Below are 12,316 nucleotides of genomic sequence, written 5' to 3'. Positions count from 1 at the left end.
TGAACACCGTATAATTAGCCGCCTGTAGAGAGGTCAATAACACTTTCATGAAATACCACGATCTTCGCGACTTTCTGACACTGCTGGAACAACAGGGCGAACTGAAACGTATCACTCTGCCGGTCGATCCTCATCTGGAAATCACCGAAATTGCCGACCGGACTCTGCGCGCCGGCGGCCCGGCGCTGCTGTTTGAGAATCCAAAAGGCTACAGCATGCCGGTGCTATGCAACCTGTTCGGTACGCCGCGGCGCGTGGCGCTGGGGATGGGCCAGGAGGATGTCAGTTCGCTGCGCGAGGTGGGTAAGCTTTTAGCCTTCCTGAAAGAGCCGGAGCCGCCCAAAGGCTTCCGCGATCTGTTTGATAAGCTGCCGCAGTTCAAGCAAGTGCTGAATATGCCGACCAAACGCCTGCGCGGTGCGCCCTGCCAGCAAAAAATCATCCAGGGCGATGACGTCGACCTGAATAAAATCCCGATCATGACCTGCTGGCCGGAAGATGCCGCGCCGCTGATTACCTGGGGGCTGACGGTGACCCGCGGGCCGCACAAAGAGCGGCAGAATCTGGGGATTTATCGCCAGCAGCTGATTGGCAAAAACAAACTGATTATGCGCTGGCTGTCTCATCGCGGCGGCGCGCTGGATTTCCAGGAGTGGTGCGCGGCGCATCCCGGCGAACGCTTCCCGGTTTCCGTGGCGCTCGGCGCCGATCCGGCAACCATTCTTGGCGCAGTGACGCCGGTGCCCGATACCCTGTCGGAATATGCTTTCGCAGGCCTGCTGCGCGGCACCAAGACCGAAGTGGTGAAGTGCGTTTCCAATGACCTTGAAGTCCCGGCCAGCGCGGAAATTGTGCTTGAAGGTTACATTGAGGCCGGGGAGATGGCGCCGGAAGGCCCGTATGGCGATCATACTGGTTACTACAATGAAGTGGACAGCTTCCCGGTATTTACGGTGACCCATATTACCCAGCGCGAAGACGCGATTTATCATTCGACCTATACCGGCCGACCGCCCGATGAGCCAGCGGTGCTGGGCGTGGCGCTGAACGAAGTCTTTGTGCCGATTCTGCAAAAACAGTTCCCGGAAATCGTCGACTTTTATCTGCCGCCGGAAGGGTGTTCCTATCGCCTGGCGGTGGTGACCATGAAAAAACAGTACGCGGGCCATGCCAAGCGCGTGATGATGGGGGTCTGGTCGTTCCTGCGCCAGTTCATGTATACCAAATTCGTGATCGTATGCGATGACGACGTCAACGCACGCGACTGGAACGATGTGATTTGGGCGATCACTACCCGTATGGACCCGGCTCGTGATACGGTACTGGTAGAGAATACGCCAATTGATTATCTGGATTTTGCCTCGCCGGTTTCCGGCCTGGGTTCAAAAATGGGGCTGGATGCCACCAATAAATGGCCTGGCGAAACCCAGCGTGAATGGGGTCGTCCAATCAAAAAAGATCCTGAGGTGACGGCGCGCATCGACGCCATCTGGGATGAACTGGCCATCTTTAAATAACAGTAAGCGGGGCTAACGCCGCTGTTTTGCTCTATTGACCCGACAGAGGGGACGCATGACAACCTTAAGCTGTAAAGTGACCTCGGTGGAGGCGATTACCGATACCGTATATCGTGTTCGATTAGTGCCGGAAGCGGCATTTTCCTTCCGTGCCGGCCAGTATCTGATGGTGGTAATGGATGAGCGCGACAAGCGCCCATTCTCTATGGCTTCCACGCCGGCGGAACAGGAATTTATCGAGCTGCATATCGGCGCCTCGGAGCTCAATCTGTACGCGATGGCGGTCATGGATCGCATTCTGAAAGAGCGCGAAATTGAGGTTGATATCCCACACGGTGAAGCCTGGCTGCGTGAAGATGAAGACCGTCCGCTGATTTTAATTGCCGGCGGTACCGGCTTCTCTTATGTGCGTTCGATTCTGTTAACCGCGCTGGCGCGTAATCCGGATCGCGATATTACCATCTACTGGGGCGGTCGTGAGACCAAGCACCTGTACGATTTGGCCGAGCTGGAAGCATTAAGCATCAAGCATCCGAATCTGCGCATTGAGCCGGTGGTCGAGCAACCGGAAGAAGGATGGCGCGGGCGTTCCGGTACGGTACTGACTGCCGTACTGCAGGATTACGGCACGCTGGCCGAGCATGATATTTACATTGCCGGTCGTTTTGAGATGGCCAAGATCGCCCGCGACCTGTTCTGCAACGAACGCGGCGCGCGCGAAGATCGCCTGTTTGGCGACGCGTTTGCCTTTATCTGAAAATAAAAAACCCGCCCCTGACAGGCGGGAAGAACGGCAACTAAACCTGCTCTCTTCGCCATTGCTGCCTGTTTCTGGTCGCAATGGCGTTGAGATAACCCTTCGATTAAATCCGCTCAAACACAGTGGCAATACCCTGACCTAAACCGATACACATGGTGGCGAGACCGAACTGAGCGTCTTTGCGCTCCATCTGATTAATCAACGTGGTGCTAATACGCGCCCCGGAGCAGCCCAGCGGATGTCCGAGCGCGATCGCCCCGCCGTTGAGGTTGATCTTCTCATCGATCTGCTCCATCAGGCCCAGATCTTTAATGCACGGCAGGATCTGCGCGGCAAACGCTTCATTCATTTCAAAGACGTCGATATCGCTGGTGGATAAGCCCGCTTTTTTCAGCGCCAGTTTTGAGGCCGGAACCGGGCCATAACCCATAATGGACGGGTCGCAGCCGACCACTGCCATCGAACGGACGCGGGCGCGCGGCTTCAGCCCCAGCTCGCGGGCACGGCTTTCGCTCATCAGCAGCATCGCCGCCGCGCCATCGGAAAGGGCAGAAGAGGTGCCCGCCGTTACCGTGCCGGTCACCGGGTCAAACGCCGGTCTCAGCGCCGCCAGCGCTTCGACGGTGGTTTCCGGGCGGATCACTTCGTCATAGTTAAAGGACTTGAGTACGCCATCGCCATCGTGGCCGCCGGTGGGGATAATCTCGGCTTTGAAAGCGCCGGACTGGGTCGCGGCCCAGGCACGAGCGTGAGAGCGCGCGGCGAACTGATCCTGCATCTCGCGGCTAATACCGTGCAGACGCGCCAGCATCTCCGCAGTCAGTCCCATCATTCCTGCCGCCTTTGCGACGTTGCGGCTCAGGCCCGGGTGGAAATCGACGCCGTGGCTCATCGGCACATGGCCCATGTGCTCCACGCCGCCAATCAGGCAGACGCTGGCATCGCCGGTCATGATCATACGGGCGGCATCGTGCAGCGCCTGCATGGAAGAACCGCACAGACGGTTAACCGTATTTGCCGGTACCGAATGCGGGATCTCCGCCAGCAGCGCCGCGTTACGGGCGATGTTAAAACCTTGCTCGAGGGTTTGCTGTACGCAGCCCCAGTAGATATCGTCTATTGCGCTCGCCTCAAGCGACGGGTTGCGCGACAGCAGGCTACGCATCAGGTGCGCGGAGAGGTCTTCCGCGCGCACGTGGCGAAATGCGCCGCCCTTCGAACGGCCCATCGGGGTGCGAATTGCATCGACAATGACAACCTGTTCCATTGTGACTCCTTAAGCCGTTTTCAGAGCGCCAACCGGACGGGCTGGCTCTACCTGGGGATAATACGCTTCGTTATGGCGCGCTTTGTCACGCAGACCGGCTGGCACGTCATACAGCGGGCCAAGGTGCTGGTATTGCTGTGCCATATCGAGATACTTCGCGCTGCCGATGGTGTCCAGCCAGCGGAAGGCACCGCCGTGGAACGGAGGGAAGCCCAGGCCGTATACCAGCGCCATATCCGCTTCCGCCGGGCTGGCGATAATACCTTCTTCCAGGCAGCGGACGACTTCGTTAACCATCGGGATCATCATGCGGGCGATAATCTCTTCATCGCTGAAATCTCGCTTCGGCTGGCTAACGTCGGCCAGCAGGCTGTCGACTGCGGCATCTTCTTCTTTCTTCGGCTTGCCTTTGTTGTCTTCTTTATAGCGCCAGAAGCCGAGGCCGTTCTTCTGTCCGAAACGGCTGGCGTCAAACAGGGCGTCGATAGCGTCGCGATAATCTTTCTGCATCCGCTGCGGGAAGCCCGCCGCCATGACCGCCTGAGCATGGTGCGCGGTATCGATGCCGACCACGTCCAGCAGATAAGCCGGGCCCATTGGCCAGCCAAACTGTTTCTCCATCACTTTGTCGACTTTGCGGAAGTCCGCCCCGTCGCGCAGCAGCTGGCTAAAGCCGGCGAAGTAAGGGAATAGCACGCGGTTGACGAAGAAGCCGGGGCAGTCGTTGACCACGATCGGCGTTTTGCCCATTTTGCTGGCCCAGGCCACGACTGTGGCAATGGTCTTATCCGAGGTTTTTTCGCCACGGATGACTTCAACCAGCGGCATGCGATGCACCGGGTTAAAGAAGTGCATACCGCAGAAGTTTTCCGGGCGCTGCAGAACGCTGGCCAGCTCGCTAATGGGAATCGTTGAGGTATTAGAGGCCAGCACGGTATCCGGACGTACTTTTGCCTCGGTTTCCGCCAGTACCGCTTTTTTCACTTTCGGGTTTTCGACCACCGCTTCAACAACCACGTCCACGCGATCAAAACCGCTGTATTCCAGGGTTGGCTGAATGGTGCTTATCACTCCTGCCAGCTTCAGACCGTCGATTTTGCCGCGTTCCAGCTGTTTATTCAGTAGTTTCGCCGCTTCGGTCATGCCCAGGGTCAGCGATTTGTCGTTAATGTCTTTCATCACCACCGGCACGCCCTTCCAGGCTGACTGGTAAGCAATGCCGCCACCCATAATGCCGGCGCCTAATACGGCAGCGTGCTTCGGCGTCTCGATATCTTTGGTCAGCTTTTTCGCTTTCGCTTTGACGTACTGGTCGTTCAGGAAGATACCAACCAGCGCGCGGGCCTCGTTGGTATGGGCCAGCGGGACAAAGCTTTTATTTTCCAGCACCAGGGCTTCTTCACGACCAAGACGTGCAGCGGCTTCAATAGTTTTCACCGCGGTGATCGGCGCCGGGTAATGCTTCCCGGCCGTTTGCGCGACCATGCCTTTGGCAATCGTAAAGCTCATGGCGGCTTCAATTTTGCTGAGCTTCAGCGGCTCCAGCTTCGGTTGACGTTTCGCTTTCCAGTCCAGGTCGCCATTCATGGCCTGACGCAGGATCGCCAGCGCGCCGTCGTGCAGTTTTTCCGCGGCGACCACGCCATCCACCAGGCCGATTTTCAAGGCTTGATCGGCGCTGACATCTTTCCCGGCAGCAATGATCTCCAGCGCGCTATCGGCGCCGAGCAGGCGTGGCAGACGGACTGAGCCGCCAAACCCGGGCATAATGCCGAGCTTGGTTTCCGGCAGCCCAATGCGCAGGTCCGGCGTCGCCAGGCGGTAATCGGTCGCCAGCACACATTCGCAACCACCGCCCAGCGCGTAGCCATTGACGGCAGAGATAGTGGGGACGGGGAGATCTTCCAGACGATTGAAGACACTGTTAGCAAAATGCAGCCACTGGCTTAACTGCTCCTCAGGGACCAGGAACAGCGAGAGGAATTCGGTGATATCCGCGCCGACGATAAACGCCGCTTTTTCAGAGCGCAGCAGCAGACCTTTGAGATCGCTTTGTTTTTCCAGTACGTCCAGCGCATGACCGAGGCTGGCTACGGTTGCGGTATCAAGCTTGTTGACCGAACCTGGGGCATCGAACACCAGTTCGGCGATGCCATCTTCCAGCCAGTCGAGGTACAGGGTGTCGCCTTTGTAGAGCATGTCAGTCTCCTGAATCCAGCAATATGATCTGGTCATACCAGATGAAACGGAGTGTGGAATTTATGTTAAAGAATTGCAAATGACTCTTTAAATAATTGCTGGTCGGATCACATCCGGCGGAAATCACCCGCACGCAGGGCGATGTGCTAAGATGCGGTGTATCACGATCCCATAAAAGCAAAGGACAAAAGATGGAATCCCTGGCCGCGCTCTATAAAAATCATATTGTTACCCTACAAGAACGTACCCGCGACGTCCTGGCCCGTTTTCAGATGGATGCTCTGCTGATTCACTCCGGTGAATTGGTTAACGTCTTCCTCGATGACCATCCGTACCCGTTCAAGGTCAATCCGCAGTTTAAAGCCTGGGTGCCGGTGACCCAGGTGCCTAACTGCTGGCTGCTGGTGGATGGCGTCAACAAACCGAAGCTGTGGTTCTATCTGCCGGTCGATTACTGGCATAACGTCGAGCCGCTGCCAACCTCGTTCTGGACCGAAGAGATTGACGTCATTGCGCTGCCGAAGGCCGATGGTATCGGCAGCCAGTTACCTGCCGCTCGCGGTAATATTGGCTATATTGGGCCGGTAGCGGAGCGCGCGCTGGGCCTGGGTATCGCCGCGGATAAGATCAACCCGAAAGGGGTTATCGATTATCTGCATTACTACCGGGCTTACAAAACGGATTACGAGCTGGCCTGCATGCGTGAAGCGCAGAAGTCAGCGGTCAATGGCCATCGTGCGGCCTACGAAGCTTTCCAGTCCGGAATGAGCGAATTCGATATCAACCAGGCCTATCTTACCGCCACCGGCCATCGTGACACCGACGTGCCTTACAGCAACATTGTCGCGCTGAATGAGCATGCCTCCGTCCTGCACTACACCAAACTGGATCATCGCGCCCCGGTGGAGATGCGCAGCTTCCTGCTCGACGCTGGCGCAGAATATAACGGCTATGCCGCGGATCTGACCCGGACCTGGGCGGCACACGGCGACAACGACTTTGCCCATCTGATTAAAGACGTTAACGACGAGCAGCTGGCGCTGATTAGCACCATGAAAGCCGGGACGCGCTACGTTGATTATCATATTCAGTTCCATCAGCGCATTGCGAAGCTGTTACGTAAACACCAGTTAATCACTGACATGAGCGAAGAGGCGATGGTGGAGAATGATCTGACCGGGCCATTTATGCCGCACGGGATTGGTCATCCGCTGGGTCTGCAGGTGCATGATGTTGCAGGCTTTATGCAGGATGACACCGGCACGCATCTGGCAGCGCCGTCGAAATACCCCTATCTGCGCTGCACTCGTATTATCGAGCCGCGGATGGTGCTAACCATTGAACCCGGCATTTACTTCATCGAGTCGTTACTGGCGCCGTGGCGTGAAGGCCCGTTCAGCAAGCACTTCAACTGGCAAAAAATTGACGCCTTGAAGCCGTTCGGCGGGATCCGTATCGAAGATAACGTGGTGATTCACGAAAACAGTATCGAAAATATGACGCGCGATCTGAAGCTGGCCTGATGGAGAGCTGGTTAATCCCGGCGGCGCCGGTTACCGTCGTTGAGGAGATTAAAAAAAGCCGTTTTATCACGCTGTTGGCGCATACCGACGGCGTGGCGGCGGCAAAAGCTTTTGTCGAGTCCGTCAGAGCGGATCACCCTGATGCCCGCCACCACTGCGTGGCGTGGGTCGCCGGGCCGCCTGATGATTCGCAACAGCTGGGGTTTTCTGACGATGGCGAACCGGCGGGGACGGCGGGTAAACCGATGCTGGCGCAACTGATGGGGTGCGGCGTCGGCGAGATAACCGCTGTCGTCGTGCGTTACTACGGTGGTATCCTGCTGGGCACCGGCGGTCTGGTGAAGGCCTATGGCGGCGGGGTTCATCAGGCGCTGGCGCAGTTGACGACGCAGCGCAAGACGCCGTTAACGGCATATACTTTGCAATGTGAGTATGGGCAACTGGCCGGTGTCGAAGCGCTGCTCGCCCAATTTTCCGGGCGCGTAGTCGAAAGCGAATATCTGGCGTCGGTTCGGCTGCGCGTGGCGCTTCCCCAGGCTGAAGTGGCGGCTTTTTCAGCAAAACTGGCTGATTTTAGTCGTGGTTCATTGCAATTACTGAAGATTGACGAATAATCCCCTCTGTTTTTTTGCCTATCAAAGGAAGCGCCAGAGATGCATTTTCGCGCCATAACCCGAATCGTTGGACTGCTGGTCATCTTGTTTTCGGGGACGATGATCGTCCCGGGATTAGTGGCCCTGATATATCGCGATGGTGCGGGACGGGCCTTCACTCAAACCTTCTTTGTCGCTCTGGCGATCGGCTCCATGCTGTGGTGGCCGAATCGTAAACAAAAAGGCGAGCTGAAATCCCGTGAAGGGTTTCTGATCGTGGTGCTGTTCTGGACCGTGCTGGGGAGCGTGGGGGCCTTGCCCTTTATTTTCGCCGAACAGCCGAACCTGACGGTGACCGATGCCTTCTTCGAGTCATTTTCCGGCCTGACGACAACCGGGGCGACCACCCTGGTGGGGCTGGATTCGTTACCCCATGCAATCCTCTTTTACCGGCAGATGCTGCAATGGTTCGGCGGCATGGGGATCATTGTGCTGGCGGTCGCGATTCTGCCTATCCTCGGCGTCGGGGGGATGCAGCTCTATCGCGCGGAAATGCCCGGCCCGCTGAAGGATAACAAGATGCGTCCGCGTATCGCCGAGACGGCGAAGACATTATGGCTCATCTATGTGTTACTCACGATCGCCTGCGCATTAGCACTTTGGTTTGCCGGTATGCCGGCGTTCGATGCGATCGGGCACAGCTTCGCTACTATCGCCATCGGCGGTTTCTCGACGCATGATGCCAGCGTCGGCTATTTCAACAGCCCGATGATCAACTCCATCATTGCCATCTTCTTGCTGATCTCCGGCTGTAACTACGGTCTGCATTTTTCGTTGTTGAGCGGTCGCAGCCTGAAAGTGTACTGGCGTGATCCTGAGTTTCGCATGTTCATTGGTGTCCAGTTGACGCTGGTCATCGTCTGTACGCTGGTGCTATGGCTTCATAACGTGTACGGCTCGGTGTTGACGACGCTGAACCAGGCGTTTTTCCAGGTAGTGTCAATGGCGACCACCGCAGGATTCACCACCGATAGCATAGCGCGCTGGCCGCTGTTCCTGCCGGTGCTACTGCTGTGCTCTGCATTTATCGGCGGCTGCGCCGGTTCCACGGGTGGTGGATTAAAAGTGATCCGTATCCTGTTGCTGTTCAAGCAGGGCAACCGTGAGCTAAAGCGGCTGGTTCACCCGAATGCGGTGTATAGCATTAAATTAGGTAACCGCGCGCTGCCGGAACGTATTCTGGAAGCGGTATGGGGATTTTTCTCCGCCTATGCGCTGGTCTTTATCATTAGCATGCTGGCTATTATCGCCACTGGGGTGGATGACTTCTCTGCTTTCGCCTCCGTGGTAGCGACATTGAACAACCTCGGGCCTGGGCTCGGCGTTGTCGCGGACAACTTTGCCACCATGAATCCGGTCGCGAAATGGATCCTGATTGCTAATATGCTGTTTGGTCGTCTGGAAGTGTTCACCTTACTGGTGCTCTTTACCCCCACTTTCTGGCGCGAATAACAGGAGTGCTCGTGAAAACTTTAATTCTTTTCTCCACCCGCGACGGGCAGACCCGTGAAATCGCTTCTTTTCTCGCCTCCGAGCTGAAAGAGCTGGGCATCGACGCGGATACCTTGAACCTGAACCGTACCGATGTCGTTGAATGGCATCACTACGATCGGGTGGTCATTGGCGCGTCGATTCGCTACGGGCACTTTCATCCGGCGGTGGACCGCTTTGTGAAAAAGCATCTGGCATCATTGCAGGCGCTACCGGGGGCATTCTTTTCAGTTAACCTGGTGGCGCGTAAACCCGAGAAGCGCACGCCGCAGACCAACAGCTATACGCGTAAGTTTCTGCTGAACTCGCCGTGGCAGCCACAGAGCTGCGCGGTGTTTGCCGGCGCGCTGCGCTACCCGCGCTACAGTTGGTACGATCGGTTTATGATCCGTTTGATTATGAAAATGACTGGGGGGGAAACGGATACCCGTAAAGAAGTGGTCTATACCGACTGGCAACAGGTATCCCGATTTGCTCGGGAAATCGCACAAATGATCGGCAAACAGGGCGTTTAAACAGCGTCTTGATGGAAAAGCGAGCGAACGAAAAGTTTTTTTGAATTTCCCCTTGTCACCTCAGAATTACTCCCTATAATGCGCCTCCACTGACACGGAACAACGGCAAACAAGCCGCCGGGTCAGCGGGGTTACGGTGAGAACCTCACAGAGAAAAGCAAAAATAAATGCTTGACTCTGCAGCGGGAAAGCGTAATATGCACACCCCGCGCCGCAGCGAAAAACGAAGCGGCACTGCTCTTTAACAATTTATCAGACAATCTGTGTGGGCACTCAAAGTGACATGGATTCTTAACGTCCTCGGACGAAAAATGAATACCAAGTCTCTGAGTGAACATACGTAATTCATTACGAAGTTTAATTCACGAGCATCAAACTTAAATTGAAGAGTTTGATCATGGCTCAGATTGAACGCTGGCGGCAGGCCTAACACATGCAAGTCGAGCGGTAGCACAGAGAGCTTGCTCTCGGGTGACGAGCGGCGGACGGGTGAGTAATGTCTGGGAAACTGCCTGATGGAGGGGGATAACTACTGGAAACGGTAGCTAATACCGCATAACGTCGCAAGACCAAAGTGGGGGACCTTCGGGCCTCATGCCATCAGATGTGCCCAGATGGGATTAGCTAGTAGGTGGGGTAACGGCTCACCTAGGCGACGATCCCTAGCTGGTCTGAGAGGATGACCAGCCACACTGGAACTGAGACACGGTCCAGACTCCTACGGGAGGCAGCAGTGGGGAATATTGCACAATGGGCGCAAGCCTGATGCAGCCATGCCGCGTGTGTGAAGAAGGCCTTCGGGTTGTAAAGCACTTTCAGCGGGGAGGAAGGCAATAAGGTTAATAACCTTGTTGATTGACGTTACCCGCAGAAGAAGCACCGGCTAACTCCGTGCCAGCAGCCGCGGTAATACGGAGGGTGCAAGCGTTAATCGGAATTACTGGGCGTAAAGCGCACGCAGGCGGTCTGTCAAGTCGGATGTGAAATCCCCGGGCTCAACCTGGGAACTGCATTCGAAACTGGCAGGCTAGAGTCTTGTAGAGGGGGGTAGAATTCCAGGTGTAGCGGTGAAATGCGTAGAGATCTGGAGGAATACCGGTGGCGAAGGCGGCCCCCTGGACAAAGACTGACGCTCAGGTGCGAAAGCGTGGGGAGCAAACAGGATTAGATACCCTGGTAGTCCACGCCGTAAACGATGTCGATTTGGAGGTTGTGCCCTTGAGGCGTGGCTTCCGGAGCTAACGCGTTAAATCGACCGCCTGGGGAGTACGGCCGCAAGGTTAAAACTCAAATGAATTGACGGGGGCCCGCACAAGCGGTGGAGCATGTGGTTTAATTCGATGCAACGCGAAGAACCTTACCTGGTCTTGACATCCACAGAACTTAGCAGAGATGCTTTGGTGCCTTCGGGAACTGTGAGACAGGTGCTGCATGGCTGTCGTCAGCTCGTGTTGTGAAATGTTGGGTTAAGTCCCGCAACGAGCGCAACCCTTATCCTTTGTTGCCAGCGGTCCGGCCGGGAACTCAAAGGAGACTGCCAGTGATAAACTGGAGGAAGGTGGGGATGACGTCAAGTCATCATGGCCCTTACGACCAGGGCTACACACGTGCTACAATGGCATATACAAAGAGAAGCGACCTCGCGAGAGCAAGCGGACCTCATAAAGTATGTCGTAGTCCGGATTGGAGTCTGCAACTCGACTCCATGAAGTCGGAATCGCTAGTAATCGTAGATCAGAATGCTACGGTGAATACGTTCCCGGGCCTTGTACACACCGCCCGTCACACCATGGGAGTGGGTTGCAAAAGAAGTAGGTAGCTTAACCTTCGGGAGGGCGCTTACCACTTTGTGATTCATGACTGGGGTGAAGTCGTAACAAGGTAACCGTAGGGGAACCTGCGGTTGGATCACCTCCTTACCTTAAAGAACCTGCCTTTGTAGTGCTCACACAGATTGTCTGATGAAAATAGAGCAGTAAGTAATCTCTGCAGGCTTGTAGCTCAGGTGGTTAGAGCGCACCCCTGATAAGGGTGAGGTCGGTGGTTCAAGTCCACTCAGGCCTACCAAATTCGCTCTCGTGCTTTGTTGTGGCAAAGCTCGCATACTTCAGTATGCTTCGCTTCACCACGCCGCGCCCGAAAACGAATTAAGGTTAAAGAGATTCATTCGATGGGGCTATAGCTCAGCTGGGAGAGCGCCTGCTTTGCACGCAGGAGGTCTGCGGTTCGATCCCGCATAGCTCCACCATCTTTACTGCGAACACAAGAAAACTTCAGAGTGAACCTGAAAAGGTGCACTGCGAAGTTTTGCTCTTTAAAAATCTGGATCAAGCTGAAAATTGAAACGACACACTGTTTAAGTGTGTTCGAGTCTCTCAAATTTTCGCAATC

The 12,316-nt window shown here is 55.8% G+C and carries 8 protein-coding genes, 2 tRNA genes and 1 rRNA gene; 9 read left to right on the top strand and 2 right to left on the bottom strand.

Going from position 1 to position 12,316, the window contains the following annotated elements; translation table 11 throughout:
* The first annotated feature begins 47 nt into the window (after positions 1–47).
* Positions 48–1,517: a 4-hydroxy-3-polyprenylbenzoate decarboxylase gene (gene ubiD, locus LGL98_RS23980; protein ID WP_015368839.1), complete on the top strand. Its 1,470-nt coding sequence runs from the start codon at positions 48–50 to the stop codon at positions 1,515–1,517.
* Between the two features lie 55 nt (positions 1,518–1,572).
* The gene (fre, locus tag LGL98_RS23975; protein ID WP_136031846.1) at positions 1,573–2,274 is read left to right on the top strand and encodes an NAD(P)H-flavin reductase; all 702 of its coding nucleotides are present in this window, start codon (positions 1,573–1,575) and stop codon (positions 2,272–2,274) included.
* Between the two features lie 106 nt (positions 2,275–2,380).
* Here the strand turns inward: fre and fadA are convergent, their stop codons facing one another.
* Positions 2,381–3,544: an acetyl-CoA C-acyltransferase FadA gene (fadA, locus tag LGL98_RS23970; RefSeq protein WP_136031844.1), complete on the bottom strand. Its 1,164-nt coding sequence runs from the start codon at positions 3,542–3,544 to the stop codon at positions 2,381–2,383.
* Positions 3,545–3,553: 9 nt separating this feature from the next.
* The gene (gene fadB / locus LGL98_RS23965; RefSeq protein WP_136031842.1) at positions 3,554–5,743 is read right to left on the bottom strand and encodes a fatty acid oxidation complex subunit alpha FadB; all 2,190 of its coding nucleotides are present in this window, start codon (positions 5,741–5,743) and stop codon (positions 3,554–3,556) included.
* A 191-nt stretch (positions 5,744–5,934) separates the two neighbouring features.
* On the opposite strand from fadB, the gene pepQ reads away from it, so the two are divergent.
* From pepQ to LGL98_RS23930, 7 genes are all read left to right on the top strand, one after another.
* Positions 5,935–7,266: a Xaa-Pro dipeptidase gene (pepQ, locus tag LGL98_RS23960; RefSeq protein ID WP_136031839.1), complete on the top strand. Its 1,332-nt coding sequence runs from the start codon at positions 5,935–5,937 to the stop codon at positions 7,264–7,266.
* Complete coding sequence (locus tag LGL98_RS23955) at positions 7,266–7,880, top strand: IMPACT family protein (protein WP_136031837.1); 615 nt, start codon at positions 7,266–7,268, stop codon at positions 7,878–7,880. The genes pepQ and LGL98_RS23955 overlap by 1 nt, the downstream gene beginning before the upstream one ends.
* 39 nt (positions 7,881–7,919) lie before the next feature.
* A complete protein-coding gene (trkH, locus tag LGL98_RS23950) occupies positions 7,920–9,371 on the top strand; it encodes a Trk system potassium transporter TrkH (protein WP_025711194.1) in 1,452 nt (483 codons plus the stop codon).
* An 11-nt stretch (positions 9,372–9,382) separates the two neighbouring features.
* Positions 9,383–9,925: a menaquinone-dependent protoporphyrinogen IX dehydrogenase gene (hemG, locus tag LGL98_RS23945; protein ID WP_136031835.1), complete on the top strand. Its 543-nt coding sequence runs from the start codon at positions 9,383–9,385 to the stop codon at positions 9,923–9,925.
* Positions 9,926–10,304: 379 nt separating this feature from the next.
* Positions 10,305–11,844: ribosomal RNA gene (locus LGL98_RS23940) — 16S ribosomal RNA — on the top strand.
* 71 nt (positions 11,845–11,915) lie between these two features.
* Positions 11,916–11,992, top strand: a tRNA-Ile gene (locus tag LGL98_RS23935).
* A 105-nt stretch (positions 11,993–12,097) separates the two neighbouring features.
* Positions 12,098–12,173: transfer RNA gene (locus LGL98_RS23930), tRNA-Ala, on the top strand.
* The last annotated feature ends 143 nt before the right edge of the window (positions 12,174–12,316 follow it).

Origin of the sequence: Klebsiella africana (genome assembly GCF_020526085.1) — a bacterium.
GTDB classification, from domain to species: domain Bacteria; phylum Pseudomonadota; class Gammaproteobacteria; order Enterobacterales; family Enterobacteriaceae; genus Klebsiella; species Klebsiella africana.
Note: the sequence above shows the minus strand (reverse complement) of the source record. Positions and strands in the feature narration are given on the sequence as shown.

Bases quoted from the DNA above. Each gene is read 5' to 3' on its own strand.
- ubiD (WP_015368839.1), top strand. From the start codon at position 48: ATGAAATACCACGATCTTCGCGACTTTCTGACACTGCTGGAACAACAG.
- fre (WP_136031846.1), top strand. From the start codon at position 1,573: ATGACAACCTTAAGCTGTAAAGTGACCTCGGTGGAGGCGATTACCGAT.
- fadA (WP_136031844.1), bottom strand. From the start codon at position 3,544: ATGGAACAGGTTGTCATTGTCGATGCAATTCGCACCCCGATGGGCCGT.
- fadB (WP_136031842.1), bottom strand. From the start codon at position 5,743: ATGCTCTACAAAGGCGACACCCTGTACCTCGACTGGCTGGAAGATGGC.
- pepQ (WP_136031839.1), top strand. From the start codon at position 5,935: ATGGAATCCCTGGCCGCGCTCTATAAAAATCATATTGTTACCCTACAA.
- LGL98_RS23955 (WP_136031837.1), top strand. From the start codon at position 7,266: ATGGAGAGCTGGTTAATCCCGGCGGCGCCGGTTACCGTCGTTGAGGAG.
- trkH (WP_025711194.1), top strand. From the start codon at position 7,920: ATGCATTTTCGCGCCATAACCCGAATCGTTGGACTGCTGGTCATCTTG.